The sequence below is a fragment of the Amycolatopsis sp. NPDC031561 genome (genome assembly GCF_055580625.1).
Map to the genome: position 1 here is coordinate 293599 of NZ_JBVILA010000005.1, position 16625 is coordinate 310223.

Consider the following 16625-nt stretch of genomic DNA (forward strand, 5'->3'; position numbering starts at 1 on the left):
GACGATGAACGAAGAGGAAGCCGTCAGCCGCGTCGAGGAGTGGCTGGCGGGCCGAGGTGGGGAGGGGACCGGCGCGCTGCGGGTCCGCCGCGAGTACGTCGTGCGCGCGACCGACGGCTGGAACGTCACCTACAACTCCGTCGGCTGGCTCGACGGGACCGACCCCGGCGCCGGACTGTTCCCCAGCCCGGTCGCCTTCGTGCCGGACGACGGCGGGGAAATCCGGCTCGACCTGGAGCTGATGGCGGTTTCGGCGGCGGGCGGCGACGGCAATGGCGACGACGACGCGTTCACCCGCTGGGCCGAGGTCGTCGATCCCGAGTTCGATCCGGCCGTGGTGCCCGGTCTGCCCGTCCCGAAGGCCGCGATCCTGCGCTGGGACCAGCACACGCTGTACGGCGAGCCGACCGGCGCCGTCCGCGCGAATCCGGATCACCGGCCGGGGCCGCGGTTCTCCGGACGGCCGAAGCCGGAGAGCGAGGTCGAGACGCTTCTCGGCTACCTCCGCGTCGAGTGGATCACGCCGGAAGAGTTCGTCCACTGGATGCTCGATCTCGACGTGCTCGCCCCGGCGAAGGACGGCCATCTGCAGGTCCGCGACTTCGGCGACGCGGGCGCGAGGTTCGTCGTCTACACCTCCGAGGCGCAGATCCCGTCGGAGTACACGATGTGGCAGCGGATCCAGCCCCGTGTGCTCCTGCGACGGGCCAAGGACACCCCCGGGGTCGGCCTCCTGGTCAACCCGGGCAGGCCCGAGACCTTCCACATCTACCCGGAGACGCTGCGGCAGGTCGCCGACCTCGAACTCCCGAAGGGCACCGAGCGCCCCGAATCCGTCGGGCGCCCCGCCTACTTCAGCGGGGAGTACGACGGCGCGGCCGTCGCGAACCTGCGCAGCCTCGTCGACCAGGCCAGGGACAACGGCTACTCCCTGAGCGCCGACGAGCTCGCCCGCTACGTCCGTGCCGCGACGCTGTCGTTCGAGCGCTCCCGGGCGAAGCACGACGGCCGTCCGCTGCCGGAACTGCCCGAAGACCTGTTCGCCAACGGACTGGTCACGCACTTCTACGACGACGGCGAACCGCGTCCCGCAGCCTGGACGTTCGGGAAGTTCTACAACCCGACTATCCCCGTCGGCAGCTTCGCGTACCCGCGGCTTCTCGGCGCGTACGTGGGCTTCGCGCTCGGGGACGCGCTCGGCTCGGGCGCGGATCCGGGCGACGGGCTGCCGCTCGGAGGGCTGACCCGGCAACTGCTGTTCCACACCGAGTCGGTGATCCGCGGCCTGGACCCGACCCCGGACAAGGCCGAGATCCCGGCGTCGCTGCCCGCGGGCGGGCGGGCGGACGGCTGGGTCGCCAAGGCCACCGAAGGCGCGGGCCCGGCTCCCGCCGAGTTCTCGACGATGCTGGCGACAGCGCTCGCCGCGACGGTGACCGGTGGCGTGGAAGGTCCCGCCGACAACGCCTTCTACGCGATGAAGGTGGTCCGCGAACTGGTCGGCTCCGCCGCGGGTCACGAGGTCGTCCACGGCGCCGAACTGCTGGTGAACCTGTTCCGCGCCCAGTTCGCGGCCAGGAACGGCCAGCCCGCTGTGGCGAACTTCCTCGAAGGCTTCGACGGGTACAGCGGCGAGGTCGGCGACCTGGTCAAGACCGTGCTCGACCTCAGGAACGACATCGACGGCGAAGACGTCGAACAGTTCGACAGCATCGGGGACGGCCGGACGCCGCTTTCGGTGCTGGGCAGGGCGTTGTTCGCCGCCGCCAAACGGGGCCACGACCCCGAGGCGGCACTGGCGCTGGCCGCTCGCGGTGGCTCGGTGACCGCGGCGCTGACCGGGGCGATGGTGGGTGCCAGGCTCACCGTGCCCGGTCTGCCGGAGTCGTGGCTCGCCGCGTATTCCGACCTCGGGGTCGTCGACGGCCTGGCGGGCGACGCTTATTACTACTTCAACCGGTTCGGCCTGCCCCGTGAGCCCGAAGAGCGGCGCCGCTGGGACGCGAAACGGTACCCACGAGGAGATCAGTAGACAAATGCGCGAGTGGCTTCACGATCCGGCGACCCGTTCGCGGCTGCGCGGCAGCCTCTTCGCCGGGGCTCTCGGCGACGCGCTCGGCGCGAAGACCGAGTTCGATTCGATCGACCGCATCCGGGAGATCGCCGGCCCCGACGGGATCACCGGCCTCATCCCCGCGTACGGCGGGCTCGGGCGGATCACCGACGACACCCAGATGACGCTGTTCACGCTGGAAGGCCTGATCAGAGCCCACCACGGCACGGTTCCGGTCGAGCAGTCGCTCCAGCTGGCCTACCAGCGCTGGCTGCACACCCAGGGCGTCTCGTGGGAACGGGCACGCGGCCCGGAGAACACGAGCACGGAACCGGACGGCTGGCTGATCACCAACCGCGAGCTGTTCAGCCGTCGCGCGCCCGGTCTCACCTGCTTCAGCGAGCTGGAGGCGTACGGCAAGACCGGGGTGCGCGCCGGCATGGCCAAGCCGGTGAACAACTCGAAGGGCTGCGGCGGGGTCATGCGCGTGGCGCCCATCGCGCTGTGGTCGGACGACCTCGCCGAGGTGTTCCGGCTCGGCGCCGAGTGCGCGGCGCTGACCCATGGTCACCCGAGCGGGTATCTCTCGTCGGGGGCTTTCGCGGTGATCGTGCACGAACTTCTGCTCGGGAAACCGCTGCTCGACGCCCTCGCGATCGCCCGTGCCGAACTGGAGAAGTACCCGGGGCACGAGGAGCAGAGCGTCGCGCTGGACCAGGCGCTCGCGCTGGCCGAGAAGGGAGCCCCGACGCCGGAGAAGCTCGAGACGCTCGGACAGGGGAACATCGGCGAAACCGCGCTCTCGATGTCGGTCTACGTCGCCCTGACCACCACGGACCCGAACACCGCGTTGCTCGCGTCCGTGAACCACAGCGGGGACAGCGACTCGACCGGATCGATCTGCGGGAACCTCGTCGGCGCGATGTACGGAGAGGAAGAGCTCGACACGGACTGGGTCTCGAAGCTGGAACTGTCCGGGGTGATCGGTGCGCTGGCGGACGACGCGCTCGCGGAGTTCGGCGGCAACGCGCCGGGTGACGACCGGTGGTACGCCCGCTATCCGGCCCACTAGATTTACCTCCGGTTTGGGGAACTTGGGGAGGGGACACATCGTGCGTTACCGGGTTCAAGCGGCGGAGCGGCCGGACGGCCTGTACGCCGTCTGGGGGGAAACTGTCTTCGCGGCCCAGCGGTCGACCGAAGACGGCACGCTGCTGCTCATCGCGCCGCCGGGGGAAGCGGCGCCCGAGGGCTTCGATCGTGAGTGGGACGGCCGCGCCGCCCGGGTGGTGCTGAACGGCGAGGTCGGCGCGACCTTCAGCCTGCAGACACACGGCCGGTTCGACGACGAGCACTTCCAGATCGCGCCGCACACCGGCGGCGGCGATCTGACCCTGCGCTGGGCGGGCGAGGACGCGGCCCGCGCGGCCGAACTGGGCCTGACGGACTTCTCGACCACGGCCGCGCCGTCACGGCTGACGGCGTTGTGGCAGACCAGGCACGACTTCGTCGAGACGCCGGAAGCCCGGCCGGAGATCGGCACGGGCGACCAGCCCCCACTGCTGCGCGCCATCGGCCGGACCCTGCTGCGGGTGCTGCCGCCGGGCTGGCAGCGGGTCGGTGCCCAGTTCCGGCAGGTCGGGGACTACGCCGAACTCGAGGTCCGCTCGGTCGGCGACGAGGGCAACGGCCCGGTTTCGGTGTCGATCGCGGCGCCGCCGGAGCTCGGCACGCTGTTCGCGCGGCTGCGCGCGGCGATGTACGCCCCGGAGACCGGCACCTGGTTCCAGGGCACCTTCACGCTGGACTCGGAATCGCATTTCGACTTCGACTTCGACGCCGAACAGGAACCGACCTGGCGGCTCGCGCCGAACGAGGGCGGGAAGCCGACGCCGCGCGCGTACGCGACCGAACTCGCGATCTTCCCGCGCGACCACAAGCACGTCCCGGGCTGGCTCGCGGCCAAGGCCGGGCTGCCGCTGGACGTGGTGTTCCGGCACGCGAAGGTCGCCGACGCGCACAACGAGGGCGAACGGCCGGTCGTCAACCGGCCGCCGGTGCCGCCGGACCAGGTCCGCGGCGTGCTGGACTACCTCTTCCGCTCGCCGGTGGCGCTGTCCCGGCCGGGTCCGCAGCCTGACATCTTCACCCCGAACGGCCCGCCGGACGTGCCGAACGCCTTCCACACCGACGGCGTCTGGATCTGGCCCGCGGCCGTCCCGCACTACCTGCGCAAGTACGGGGTGCCGCCGGAGCCGGAGCTGGTCGAGCACATCCGGGCCGCCGGGTTCCGCCCGCCGCTGGTCGGCGAGCTGGTGCGGGCGACCGCCGAGGCGGAGATCGTCGGCAAGCCGCGGCCGCCGCAGACCGAAGCGGATCTGCCGGACGAAAGCGTCCGCACCCGCGTCGAACGCGACGGCGAACCGGGCCGCGACATCCGCGCCGTCGAGGTGCTGGACGTCCTGTACCAGCGGCTGGCCGAGCACGGGGTCGCGCCGACGTCCTACCGGATCGGCGCGAACGCGGTGCCGGAGCCGGGGCTCTGGACCCTGCGCCGCGCCGAGAACGGCTGGGAGGTCTCGCGTCCTCCGACGGACGAGCCGGTGGCGTTCGCCAAGCTCGAAGAGGCGGCGCGGTTCTTCCTCGGCACCCTGCTGCTGTATCCGGCGCGGGCCACGGTGGGCGCGAACGAGGAGGCCGACAACCCGGCCGACTGGCCGATCCTGCCGTTGCGGGGCGAGCCGCCGCTGAACTTCTTCCGGCGCAAGCGGATCGTCGTGCTGCCGGCGGGCACCACCGTGCAGCGGTTCGGGAACGAGACCGGCAACCTCGTGCACGCCGAGCCGGCGCGGTTCGTCGAGACGTCGCTGGCCGCGGACCGCGAACGGGAGCACCGCCTGTACCGCGTCCTGCGGCCGCTGCGCGTGGTCACCGGGATCACCGCGCCGTGGAACGGGACGCCGGGCGGGGCCGTGGCCTACGTGCTGCCCCGGCCGATCGCCCAGCACCTCGAAACGGGCGCGCTTTCGCGGGTCTGATACCCCGCGTTTCGTCCTCTGGTTGCTGTAGTTGCGCGTGCAAGGACCGCGTTCAGTCCTCTAAACGCGGTCCTTGCCAAACTCAGGACGCGGTGATGAGCACCGCGGGGGACCACCAGTAGTCGGCCAGTGGCTCGATCCGGATGCCGGTGAAGCCCGCTTCCTTGAGCTGTGAAGCCCAATCGGTGGCGGGCTGCTCCCAGTTCGTCCGGTCCGCACCCGGTTTGACCAGGCCCAGCAGGATCGGCAGCAGGAACCCCTGCGCCACCAGTGACGCCTCCTTGCCGTACTCCGAGATCCCGCGTTCGTAGCGCGTGACCAGCGAAAGCAGGTACTCGTCGGAGTCTTCGTCGTACTCGGGCACGTCGAACTCGGCGAGCACCAGGCAGGCGGTGCGGGGCCGGAGCGCCCGCAGGACCTCGGTGCGCTCAGCGGTCGGGATCGACTGGAGCGCGAAGGTCGACTGCGTCAGCTGCCACTGCCTGTCGTCGTCGCGGGCGAGGAACTCCTGCGCGGTGTCGTCCCAGGTGTGCAGGCCGTGGGTGCCGTCGAGGTGCTTGCGCGTTTCGGCGAGCAGCGCGCCCGACGGCTCGACGAGGTCGATCCGGCCCGGCTGCCGGTCCGCCTGTTCGAGGGCGGGGATGACGGCGAGCCCGTCGCCACAGCCGAGGTCGAGCAGTGAGCCGACGCTTCCGTAGCGCTTGGCGAGCATCACGCTGAGCCTGCGGTAGAGCTTGACGTTCCCGCCGCCGCGGATGAACGCCGTGAACGCGGCGGGCTGGTCGTAGACACCTCCGCCGCCGCCTTCGGTCAGGTACCGGTGCAGTTCGATGCCGAGCGTGGATCCGGCCCGCTCGGCGAGGTCAGCTGCCTTGGCCCGGTCACCGTCGCGGTACGCGGTGAGCGCTTTGGCCAGGACGTCCGTTTTCTTCATGTTCTCCTGTTTACCGTCAGAACGGCACCCAGAGGGTGACTCTGGTGCCATTGCCCGGAGCGGACTCCACCCTGGCGGTCCCGCCGACCTCGTTCAGCCGGGCGGTGATGGACTCGCTGATCCCGAAACCGGCGGGCCGGGAGTCGAGACTGAACCCGGCACCGTGATCGCGGGTGATCACCGCGACGCCGCCTTCCTGCTCTTCGACGCGCACGACGACCTTGTCCGTCCCCGCGTGCTTGAGGGTGTTGCGCAGGGACTCGCGGACGGCGTCGCGGATGGCGATCTGCCGGACCTCCGAGAGGGTGTCGTCGTCGAGTTCGGCGATCACGAGCTGGGCGCGCAGACCGTCCCGCGCCATCTCCGCCGCCAGTGACGCCAGCTTCTCGCCCAGCGGCCGTGAGCCCGCCTCCGACCGTTCCGAAGCCTCGGTCTCGATCGTCTGCCGCAACTCCATCGACTGCGCCCGCGCGAGCCGCTGCACCTCGGCGAGCCGGTCGGCCGGGTCTCCCTTGTTGGCCAGCGCGATCGCTTCGAGGGTCTGCAGCACGGAGTCGTGCAGCACCCGGTGCTGACGGGCGCGTTCGGCGAGCCGTCCGTTGCGGATGCCGTACGCGAGGGCGAGCCGCGTGCCGAGCCCGATCAGGACGAGCGCGCCGGTCGCGGTGAAGAGCACGCCGAGGATCGACGGGAGGGTGGCCAGCGCGTCGCCGGGCGCGCCGTGACCGGTGGCGAACAGGGACGCGAGCATCCGGATCGGGAAGCTGACGATGGCCAGTGCCGCGGCGGCGGGCATGCCCAGCGCCAGCGCCAGCAACGCGACCTCGCCGAGCAGGTGTTTGCCGGGCACCGCCATCGCCTCGGTGAACACCGAACCCGGCACGAGCGCGCCGATGGCCAGTGGCGCGAGCAGCGTGAACACGAGGTCGACGGCCAGCAGCCGGGCAGCGTGCTGCGGCTGGAACGGCGCCGAGCGCAGCATCCAGCGGATCCCGTACAGGCTCAGCACGACCGACCCCAGCGTCACCAGCCCGACCGGGCCGATCCCGGTCATGCCGTGCGCGGAGACGTAGACGCCGAACGCGCCGGGAACCGCGAAGAGCCGGTAGACCAGCGGCACGAGCGCGACGTAGCGGGCAGCCCGGAGCAGGAGGTTGTCGCGATGCGCCGGATCGACGGGACCCGACATCTGCTGGATCCGCCGGAGCGCGCGGATCGGCGTCGGGTCGCCGACCTCGTCGGACAGCTCGCTCGTCGCCGTGGCCAGCGCGGGCGCGCCGCGACGCAGCAACGTCACCAGAAAACTGGGCGGCCGCTTCGCCATGGATTTTCCCCCTACCAGGAGCACCGGCAGGAGTATCGCCGTTTACTCCATGTGGATCCAGAGACCAACGGTGTTTATCTCAGCTGATGACGTGGAAATCCGTGACGAACCGGGCGACTTCGCCCTTCGCCGTGTAGCCGATCCAGGTCGGATAGCTGCCGTCTCCCCAGCCGGAGCCGAACGCGGAGACGTTCAGCCCGCTGACCGGATCGCGGACGAGTGCCGCCTCCGGACCGTCGAGCGCCTTGATCAGCGGACCTTCCAGGTCTTCTCCGACGAGACGGCACAGCGCCGGGACGGCGTCCGCGTCGACGAACGCGCCGAGGCCGGCGTCGACGCCGTATCCGTAGAACTCGTTCGGCCCCAGTTTCGCTGGATCCTCGCCCTTGACCAGCGCGAGTTCCCAGCGGATGACCGGCTCCGGGCGGATCGTCAGCCGGGCCGCCGCGACGCGCCGGTGGTCGGTGGCACCCGCGATCCGGACCTTCGCCACGGAAACCGGGTACGCCCCCGGCGGCACCCGGACGACGAACGGCACCGGCGGCTCGGTGAGGTCGTTGATGGTCGTCGGATCGCCGCCGAGCACGCGGCCGCTCGGCAGGTCGAGGGCGCCGAGTTCGACGACCTCGACGACGGCGGGTTCCTTGCCCGCCAGGACCTCACGGCCGGTCCGGAAAAGCTCGTCGAATCCGTCGCGGCGCAGCGGCGGGGCGGGTTCGCTCGGCTGCGCGAAGACGACCGCCTGGACCGGCTTCGGATCGCACGAGAAGTCCTTCGGCACCGGCGTGGCGACCGGACGGCCGGAGAACACCGCGATACCCGCGCAGGTCGCGACCAACGCCACCACCACCAGGCCGATGGCGAGCTTCGCTCTGACCCCCATGGGTGAAGACGCTAGCCGCCGACACCGTTCTCGGTGGCCCACTTCTTCAATTCGGCCACGGCGTCGTCGTGCTCCAGCGGACCGCGGTCGAGCCGCAGTTCCTTCAGGTGCTTCCACGCCTTGCCCACGTCCGGCCCCGGCTTGAGGTCGAGGATCCGCATGATCTCCTCGCCGTTGAGGTCCGGCCGGACCCGGTCGAGGTCCTCCTGCGCCTGGATCGTTTCGATCCGCCGCTCGAGGTCGTCGTACGTCGCCTGCAGCGCGGCCGCCTTCTTCCGGTTGCGCGTGGTGCAGTCGGCGCGCACCAGCTTGTGCAGCCGGGGCAGCAGGTCACCGGCGTCGGTGACGTAGCGCCGCACCGCCGAATCGGTCCACTCGCCCTTGCCGTACCCGTGGAACCGCAGGTGCAGGAACACGAGCTGGCTGACGTCCTGAATGATCTCCTTCGAGAACTTCAGGGCACGCAAACGCTTGCGCGCCATCTTCGCGCCGACGACCTCGTGATGGTGGAAGCTCACGCCGCCGCCCGGCTGGAACTCGCGCGTCGCGGGCTTGCCGACGTCGTGCAGGAGCGCCGCGAGCCGCAGGATCAGATCCGGCTCGGACGTCGGCTCGTGCGACTTCTCCAGGTCGATCGCCTGCGCGAGCACGGTCAGCGAGTGCTGGTAGACGTCCTTGTGCTGGTGGTGCTCGTCGATCGCCAGCCGCATTCCGGGCACCTCGGGCACCACGCGGTCGGCGAGGCGGGTGTCGACCAGCAGCTCGATACCGGGCCGGGGGTCGTCCGCCAGCAGCAGTTTCGACAGCTCCGCCTGGACGCGCTCGGCGGTGATCCGGTCGATCTCCTCGGCCATCGACGTCATCGCGTCGATCACCCGCGGCGCCGCGGTGAAGCCGAGCTGCGCGGAGAACCGCGCGGCCCGCAGCATGCGCAGCGGATCGTCGGCGAAGGACTCCTGCGGGGTCGCGGGCGTGTCGAGCACCCGTTCCTGCAACGCCTGGAGCCCGTCGTACGGGTCGACGAAGGTCTGGTTCGCCAGGTCGATCGCCATCGCGTTGACCGTGAAGTCACGGCGGAGCAGATCGCCCTCGATGCTGTCGCCGAAGGTGACCTCGGGATTGCGGCCGACGCGGTCGTAGTTGTCCGCGCGGAACGTGGTGATCTCCAGGGTCATGCCCTGTTTGGTCACGCCGACCGTGCCGAACGCGATGCCGACGTCCCACACCGCGTCGCCCCAGACACTGACGATCTTGAGCACCTGGTCCGGCCGCGCGTCGGTGGTGAAGTCGAGGTCGCTCGACAGCCTGTCGAGCATCATGTCGCGGACGCTCCCGCCGACGAGGTACAGCTTGTAGCCCGCCTTGGCGAAGAGCTTCGCGAGCTCGTCCGCCAGCGGGGAGATGCGCATCAGCTCCGTCACAGCGTTCTGCATCGCAGTGCTCTTCCCCGCAATCGCCTGCCCGGCGACCACCTTGTTCACGACAATCCCACCACGATTTGGATGTACTTACCGAGACACTTACTACGACCCGGCCCAACACGGGCACGGAGAGCCAGCGTACCCGTACCGCCGTTTGCTCTAGCATCGCAGCATGTCTGGATCAGCCGGCCGCTCCGGCGCTTCGAAGCCGGGCCGCCGGCGGAGGCGCAGGCGGGGAAGGCGGCTGACCACGGTCGACGAAACCTCGGCCGGCGGCCTCGTCGTCGACGTCGAGCGGGCCAACGCCGCGCTGATCGGGCGGCTCGACAGGCACGGCAGACTGCTGTGGTCGCTGCCGAAGGGCCACATCGAGGACGGTGAGACGGTGGAGCAGACCGCGATGCGCGAGGTGAAGGAAGAGACCGGCATCTCCGCGCGGGTCCTCGAGCCCCTCGGCACCATCGACTACTGGTTCGTGGCCGAACGGCGACGGGTGCACAAGACGGTGCACCATTTCATCCTGGAATCCACCGGCGGCGAACTTTCGGACGAGGATGTCGAGGTGACCGAGGTCGCCTGGGTGCCGCTCGCCGACCTGGAGACCACCCTCGCCTACTCCGACGAGCGCAAGCTGGTCCGGAAGGCAAAAGAACTCTTCGCGCAGCAACAGCACACCGCCGAGGGAGCACCTGAGTGAAGCGGCTTGCCGCCACTGTCCTGTCGATCCTGTTCCTGGCCCTGCCCGCGTTGTTCGGCGCGGTCGCGCAGGCGCAGGAGCAGCCCCGGCTGCGCGTGGACCTCGACCAGCTGAACCCCCGCGTGATCACCTCGACCTCGACGTCGCTCATCGTCACCGGCCGGGTCACCAACATCGGCGACCGGCCGATCCGCAAGCTCAGCGTCCGGCTGCAGCAGGGCACCCGGCTGCAGAGCGAGCAGCAGATCGGCGACGTGCTCGCCGGCGGCAAGTTCAAGGACCAGTCCGCGACCGAGTTCGTCGACCTCGAACCGGACGCCCTGGAAGCGGGGCGGAGCGCGACGCTGAACCTGAACATCCCGCTCGGCCAGTCCTCGAAGCTGCAGTTCGCGAAGCCCGGCGTGTACCCGCTGCTGGTCAACGTCAACGGCACCCCGGAGTTCGGCGGCGCGGAACGGCTCGCGGCGGTCAGCCTGCTGATGCCGGTGCTCGGCGTCCCCGGCAGGGCACCCGCGACGCGTCCGCCGTCTGCGCCGTCGGCGAGCTTGCTGTGGCCGATCGCGAACAGCACCGTCCACGTCGTCTCGTCCCCGCTCGGCGGGCCGCTGACCCTGGCCGACGAGCGGCTGGCCGGTGAACTGGGCGCCGGGGGACGGCTGGACTCACTGGTCGCGGCGGCACGGGCGGCGGAGGCCGACACGAAGGTCTCGTCGTCGTTGTGCCTGGCCATCGATCCCGACCTGGTCGCGACCGTGGACGGGATGGCCCGCGGCTATCAGGTCGCCAACGGCGGCGCTCCCGTCCCGGGCAGGGGCGTCGACGCCGCGAGGAACTGGCTCGGCCAGCTGAAGGCCCTGGTCGCGGGCCGGTGCGTGATCACCCTCCCGTTCGCCGACACCGACCTCACCGCGCTGACGAAGGTCCGGGCGGGCGACGCCACCGACACCGCGCTCCTGGCCAGTGCGGTCGGCGGCGCGGCGACGATCAAGAACCTGCTCGGCATCCAGCCGCAGGACGGCGTGCTCTGGCCGGGCGGCGCCCTCGACTCGCAGACCGTCGAAGCGATCGGCAAGGCGGGCGTCAAGACCGTGCTGACCGACTCCGGCAAGCTCCAGTCCGATTCCCCGCTTTCGAGTGGGGTCTCGATCGAAGGAACGGATCTCCGCGCGCAGCCGATCGACGCGCTGATCACGGCCGCGCTGAACGGCCCGGGGGGCACCCAGAACGGTCTCGGCGCGATCGCCTTCCGCGCCGGGCTCGGCGGGCAGGCCCCGGGGCAGGAGCGCTCACGGCTGCTGATCGCGCCGCCGCGGCACTGGGACGCCTCCGGCACCGAGCTCACCACGTTCCTGGAGCGGATGGGCGACTTCTACTCGACAGGCCTCGCCAAGTCGACACCACTGCCCGACCTGCTCGGCGAAAGCCCGTCCGGGACGGCCTCGGTCAACTACGACCCGCAGGACGTATCGGCCGCGACCGGCGGCGACGTCACCGCGAGGATGTCCCAGATCGACAACGAGACCCTGGGCCTGTCGTCGGCGATGACGATGGATTCAACAAAACGGGTGAATCCGGCCGACGTGATCGCCCCCGTCCGGCTCGCCATCATCCGGGCCGCGTCGACCTCGTGGCGCGGCGCGGACGCCGGGACCGCCACCGGCAACGCCCGCGGTGACCTCGAGGCGATCCGCAGCCAGGTGACCGTGGAGCGGCCGAAGCAGACGATCGCGCTGGCTTCCGGCGCGTCGCCGCTGCCCGCGTTCATCACCAACGGCCTGCCGGTCGGCATCAACGTCCGCACCGTGCTGAAGAACAACGTGGGCCTGCGCCCCACCGAAGCGGTCCCGGAGCGGACCGTCCCGGCCAACGGCGCCGTCAACCAGCTGGTGCCGGTCGAGGCGCTGCGGGCGGGCCGGTTCAGCGTCGACGTGTCCCTGACCACGCCCGACGGGACCCGGCTCGGCACCGACGCGCGGTTCGAGCTGACCTCCACGGAGTACGGCGCGATCACCATCATCATCACCGTCACCGCGGCGGGCGCGCTGCTGCTGCTCTCGTCCCGCCGGATCTACCGGAGGATCAAGGACTCACGCGCCGATCGGGCGAACGAAACCGCCCCGCGTGTGACCGAGGACGCACAGGTTTAAGTGTTTCCGGCCGTTGCCGATTACCCTGGGTCGAACGATGCCGCCGGGCATCACGTAGTCGAGCACCGAGGATTGGGCGCACGTTGGAAAGAGAGCCGGGTGTACCGCCCGAGCGTGCAGGCCGTCCCCGGCGCGAAGGTACTCCGCCGCCCCGTCGCACCGATGGCCCAGCGCGCCGTCCTGAGCGTTCAGGACGTCCTGAACGGCCTGAACGCGCGGAACGCCGTCAGCCGCCCCCGCAGCAGCTCCCGCCCGAACGCGGAGAGCGCCCGCGGCGTGCGGCACCGCCGCCCCCGCCGCCGGTGGACGGCCGTCGTCAGCGAGCCGCGGGCCGCCCCGACGACGAGACACGGCGGCTGAGGCCGCCCCAGAACCCACCGCAGAACCCGCCGCCCAACCAGGCGCCGCCCCGGCAGCAGGCTCCGTCACCGACGCCGCCTCCGCCGACCCGTCGTCAGCCGGTTCCGCCCCCGCCGGGGCAGCCGCTTCCGCAGCCTCAGCCGTCCCAGAACCCGGCTCAGAATCCACCCCAGCGCCGTCCGGCAGCACCCCAGACGCCGCAGGCGCCGCAGGCGCTGAACCAGACACCGCCCCCGCCGCATCGCGGGCGCCGCCAGCCGCCACCGGTCCGTCCGTGGCAGGTGGACCGGCGCGACGAACCCGACGCGACGCGGTTCATCCCGCGCACCCCCGGCGTGCCGATGGGATCGCGCTGGCCGGTCGCCGACCCCGACGTCCTCCGCCCGTACGACCAGCTCGCCACGCAGGTCATGCCTGCGATCAAGGACGCGCCGCTGGTCAAACCGCGGCCGGGCGAGACCGGCGAACAAGACGTCGCCGCCCCGGCGAAGGCGCCCTCGCTCGCGAAGTCCAGCGGCCGGATGGCGATCGCCTCGCTGATCAGCCGGATCACCGGCTTCGCGTGGAAGCTGCTGCTGGTCGCGGCCATCGGCGCCCAGGTGGAGAACGACTCGTTCAACGTCGCCAACACGATGCCGAACATCATCTTCGAACTGCTGATGGGCGGCGTGCTGTCCAGCCTGGTGGTCCCGCTGCTCGTGCGGTCGCAGGACGACAAGGACGGCGGCGAGGCCTACACCCAGCGACTGGTCACGGTGGCGGGCACGCTGCTCGTCGTCGGGACGACCATCGCGGTCGTCGCCGCGCCGCTGATCACCAAGCTGTACGTGGACGACAAGGGACAGGCGAATCCCGACCTGGTCACCGCGTTCGCGTACCTGCTGCTGCCGCAGATCTTCTTCTACGGCGTGTTCGCCCTGCTCTCGGCGGTGCTGAACGCGAAGAGCATCTTCGGCCCGACGGCCTGGGCGCCGGTGATCAACAACCTGGTCGTCATCTTCACGATCCTCGTGGTGTGGATCATGCCGGGGAACATCTCGACCGATCCGGTGTCGATCACCGACCCGAAGCTGCTGACGCTGGGCCTCGGCGTGACCGCGGGCATTGTGGCGCAGTCGGTGCTGCTGATCCCGCCGCTGCTGCGGTCCGGGTTCAAGTTCAAATGGCGCTGGGGCATCGACAAGCGCATGAAGGAGTTCGGCGGGCTCGCCCTCTGGACCGTCGGCTACGTGGCCGTCAGCCAGGTCGGGTACACGATCACGACCCGGGTGCTGACCAGTGGTTCGCAGGGTGGGGTGACCGCGTACAGCAACGCGTGGCTGCTCTTCCAGCTGCCGTACGGCGTCATCGGGGTGTCGTTGCTGACCGCGATCATGCCGAGGATGAGCCGCGCGGCGGCCGACGGCGACCACAAGAAGCTGATCGGCGACCTCTCGTACGCCTCCCGGATCTCGACGGTGACACTCCTGCCGATTTCCGCGGTGATGACCGTTGTGGGCGGTTCGGTCGGTATCGCCCTGTTCACCTTGGGCAAGGGCCGGGTCGAAGACGCGTCGAGGATGGGCGAGGCACTGGCGATCAGCGCGTTCGCGCTGCTGCCGTACGCGCTGGTCATGCTGCAGATGCGGGTGTTCTACGCGATGAAGGACGCGCGGACGCCGGTGCTGATCATGATCGTGATGACCGTGGTCAAGGTGCCGCTGCTCTACCTGTGCCCCGCGCTGCTCTCGCCGGACAACATCGTGCTCGGCGTGATGATGGTCAACGGCCTCACGTTCGTCGTCGGCGCGATCCTCGGCCAGGTTTGGCTGTGGGTGACGCTCGGCAACCTCCGGAGCAAGCGGATTCTCGGGGTGATCCTCTTCACGGTCGTCGCGAGTGTGCTCGGGGTCGGCGCGGCGTGGCTCGCCGGGCAGATCGTCCCTGACTCGTTCGGGCCTACTTTCCATGCCTGGGTGAAACTTCTGCTGCAGACGATGGTCGGCATCGTGGTGTCGTTCGGCGTGCTCATGGCCTTGAAGGTGGAGGAATTGAAGCCCGCCACGGCGCGGATCACCCGGTTGATCAAGCGCGGATAACGATTCACGCACGGATGGCCCGCGTTCACGCGTCGTATTCTGGGTACCCTCGGGGCGGGAGCTACGCGGGAGAGTGCGGTGGATACGAGACGGAGCGAACAGGCAGGGGAGGCGAGCCAGGTGGGCGTTCGTGCCCAAGGTGGGTCGCTGGCACCTGGCCGGGTCGTCGGTGACGGCCGGTATCGCCTGCTCGCACAGTTCGGGGTGGACGAACGAGCCGCCGCGCATCTTTGGCGCGCGCGCGACGGACAGCTGAAGCGTGATGTCGCGCTGACGTTGCTGGTCGGCGACCCGGCGGACGCGGAGGCAGCGAGGCTCGCACGCCGGACGTTGGAGCGTGCCGCGCACGCTTCGAAGTTCGGGCACGGCGGGGTCGCGCGCGTCCTCGACGTGCTGAGCCTCGGCAGCGGCGTCACTTCGAGCGAAGGTCTGCTCGGTGTCGTCGTGGCGGAATGGACCAAGGGCAGCGACCTGGTCGACCTGGTGTCGCAGCGCCCGGTGGCGCCTGCCGCGGCGGCCAGGATGGTGCAGGCGCTGGCGGAAGCCGTCGACCACGCGCACCAGAACGGTCTCGTCCTCGGCCTCGATCATCCACAGCGTTTGCGGCTCACCCCGGACGGCGCGCTGAAGCTCGCCTTCCCCGGTCCGCTGCCCGAAGCGACCCTTCGCGACGACGTCAAGGCACTCGGCGCGGTCCTGTACCTGCTGCTGACCGGTCGCTGGGCCCTGCCCGGCGGGCCTGCCGCGATCCCGGCGGCGCCGCACGCGCCGACCGGCCGCGTCATCCCGCCGCGCTCACTGGTCCCGACGGTGCCGGTCGAGCTGTCCTCGCTCGCCGTCCGCACCATCGAGGACGGCGGCCACGGCGGCATCCGCACCAGCGCGGCCATCCTGCGCGTCCTGGACCAGGCCGCCGAAGCCGAGGAGCGCACCCAGCTCATCAAGGCCGTCGGCGAGGAAGAAGCGGTGGCCGAACCGGACGGCACGGTCTGGACGACGAAGAAACCGGTCAAGGACGTCGCGCGGCGCAAGAAGCTGGCGTTCGGCGTGACCGTGCTGGTCGTCGCGACCGTGGTCATCCTCGCCTGGGGCGGGATGATGCTGATCAACCTGTTCCAGGGCGAATCGAAGTCCAGCGGCCCGAACCTGAACGTCGCCGCGTCGTCGTCCTCACAGGCTCCGCCGCCTCCGGGCGAACAGCCGCCGCCCACCCAGCAGCCGCCGGCACCCGCCTTGGGCGCCGCGGTGAAGCCGTCGGCCGTCGCCGTCTTCAACCCGGGCAGCAAGGGCGACAGCCCCGGCCGCGCCAAGAACACCACCGACGGCGACGCGGGCACCTCCTGGAAGACCGACGAGTACGACAAGCAGTTCCCGGTGCTCAAGGACGGTGTCGGGATGGTCGTGACCTTCAAGGACCCGATCAACCTCAGCCAGATCAAGATCGACTCGGCAAGCCCCGGCTCGAAGGTCGAGATCCGCTCCGCCGACAAGAAGAACCCGAAGCTCGACGAGACCAAGGTCGTCGGCACCGGGGATCTCGCGGCGGGTGAATCGACCATCGCGCTGCAGCAGCCGCAGCAGGGTCAGTACTTCATCATCTGGATCACTCAGCTGGGTGAAGACGCGGACGGCAAGTTCATCACCGAACTCAAGGAGCTGACCTTCCTGCCTGCGGGGTGACGCCGAACAC

General features: G+C 70.4%; 12 protein-coding genes. 8 read left to right on the forward strand and 4 right to left on the reverse strand.

Annotated features, from left to right (window positions below; genetic code table 11):
• The first annotated feature begins 4 nt into the window (after nt 1–4).
• Genes ACZ5IK_RS15410 through ACZ5IK_RS15420 form a run of 3 tightly spaced genes read left to right on the forward strand, consistent with a single transcriptional unit; the run spans nt 5 to nt 5091 of the window.
• Nucleotides 5–2032, forward strand: coding sequence for a YrhB domain-containing protein (locus tag ACZ5IK_RS15410; RefSeq protein WP_465488248.1), 2028 nt, complete (start codon nt 5–7; stop codon nt 2030–2032).
• Between the two features lie 4 nt (nt 2033–2036).
• Entirely contained in the window at nt 2037–3125 is a 1089-nt protein-coding gene (locus tag ACZ5IK_RS15415) for an ADP-ribosylglycohydrolase family protein (protein ID WP_465488249.1), read from the forward strand.
• A 40-nt stretch (nt 3126–3165) separates the two neighbouring features.
• Nucleotides 3166–5091, forward strand: a complete 1926-nt coding sequence (locus tag ACZ5IK_RS15420) for a TNT domain-containing protein (protein ID WP_465488250.1) — start codon at nt 3166–3168, stop codon at nt 5089–5091.
• Between the two features lie 82 nt (nt 5092–5173).
• On the opposite strand, the gene ACZ5IK_RS15425 is transcribed toward ACZ5IK_RS15420, so the two are convergent.
• The 4 genes from ACZ5IK_RS15425 to ACZ5IK_RS15440 form a co-directional block, all read right to left on the reverse strand.
• Complete coding sequence (locus ACZ5IK_RS15425; protein WP_465488251.1) at nt 5174–6025, reverse strand: class I SAM-dependent methyltransferase; 852 nt, start codon at nt 6023–6025, stop codon at nt 5174–5176.
• A 16-nt stretch (nt 6026–6041) separates the two neighbouring features.
• Entirely contained in the window at nt 6042–7349 is a 1308-nt protein-coding gene (locus tag ACZ5IK_RS15430) for a sensor histidine kinase (protein WP_465488252.1), read from the reverse strand.
• Nucleotides 7350–7428: 79 nt separating this feature from the next.
• On the reverse strand, nt 7429–8232 hold the full coding sequence (locus tag ACZ5IK_RS15435) for a DUF4241 domain-containing protein (protein ID WP_465488253.1): 804 nt from the start codon (nt 8230–8232) through the stop codon (nt 7429–7431).
• Between the two features lie 11 nt (nt 8233–8243).
• Nucleotides 8244–9665, reverse strand: a complete 1422-nt coding sequence (locus tag ACZ5IK_RS15440; RefSeq protein WP_465488254.1) for a CCA tRNA nucleotidyltransferase — start codon at nt 9663–9665, stop codon at nt 8244–8246.
• 160 nt (nt 9666–9825) lie between these two features.
• Here ACZ5IK_RS15440 and ACZ5IK_RS15445 point away from each other — a divergent pair, with 160 nt between their 5' ends.
• The 5 genes from ACZ5IK_RS15445 to ACZ5IK_RS15465 all read left to right on the forward strand — a co-directional run bounded on the left by ACZ5IK_RS15445 (nt 9826) and on the right by ACZ5IK_RS15465 (nt 16615).
• On the forward strand, nt 9826–10350 hold the full coding sequence (locus ACZ5IK_RS15445) for an NUDIX hydrolase (RefSeq protein ID WP_465488255.1): 525 nt from the start codon (nt 9826–9828) through the stop codon (nt 10348–10350).
• Nucleotides 10347–12497, forward strand: a complete 2151-nt coding sequence (locus ACZ5IK_RS15450) for a DUF6049 family protein (protein ID WP_465488256.1) — start codon at nt 10347–10349, stop codon at nt 12495–12497. The genes ACZ5IK_RS15445 and ACZ5IK_RS15450 overlap by 4 nt, the downstream gene beginning before the upstream one ends.
• Before the next feature lie 99 nt (nt 12498–12596).
• Nucleotides 12597–12857: a hypothetical protein gene (locus tag ACZ5IK_RS15455; RefSeq protein WP_465488257.1), complete on the forward strand. Its 261-nt coding sequence runs from the start codon at nt 12597–12599 to the stop codon at nt 12855–12857.
• Nucleotides 12800–14935, forward strand: a complete 2136-nt coding sequence (gene murJ / locus ACZ5IK_RS15460) for a murein biosynthesis integral membrane protein MurJ (protein WP_465488258.1) — start codon at nt 12800–12802, stop codon at nt 14933–14935. Before ACZ5IK_RS15455 ends, murJ begins: the two co-directional genes overlap by 58 nt.
• 120 nt (nt 14936–15055) lie before the next feature.
• Nucleotides 15056–16615 carry a protein kinase family protein gene (locus ACZ5IK_RS15465; protein WP_465488332.1) on the forward strand — a complete coding sequence of 520 codons (1560 nt, stop codon included), beginning with the start codon at nt 15056–15058 and terminating at the stop codon, nt 16613–16615.
• Nucleotides 16616–16625: the final 10 nt, after the last annotated feature.

Bases quoted from the DNA above. Each gene is read 5' to 3' on its own strand.
- ACZ5IK_RS15410 (WP_465488248.1), top strand. From the start codon at position 5: ATGAACGAAGAGGAAGCCGTCAGCCGCGTCGAGGAGTGGCTGGCGGGC.
- ACZ5IK_RS15415 (WP_465488249.1), top strand. From the start codon at position 2,037: ATGCGCGAGTGGCTTCACGATCCGGCGACCCGTTCGCGGCTGCGCGGC.
- ACZ5IK_RS15425 (WP_465488251.1), bottom strand. From the start codon at position 6,025: ATGAAGAAAACGGACGTCCTGGCCAAAGCGCTCACCGCGTACCGCGAC.
- ACZ5IK_RS15430 (WP_465488252.1), bottom strand. From the start codon at position 7,349: ATGGCGAAGCGGCCGCCCAGTTTTCTGGTGACGTTGCTGCGTCGCGGC.
- ACZ5IK_RS15435 (WP_465488253.1), bottom strand. From the start codon at position 8,232: ATGGGGGTCAGAGCGAAGCTCGCCATCGGCCTGGTGGTGGTGGCGTTG.
- ACZ5IK_RS15440 (WP_465488254.1), bottom strand. From the start codon at position 9,665: ATGCAGAACGCTGTGACGGAGCTGATGCGCATCTCCCCGCTGGCGGAC.
- ACZ5IK_RS15445 (WP_465488255.1), top strand. From the start codon at position 9,826: ATGTCTGGATCAGCCGGCCGCTCCGGCGCTTCGAAGCCGGGCCGCCGG.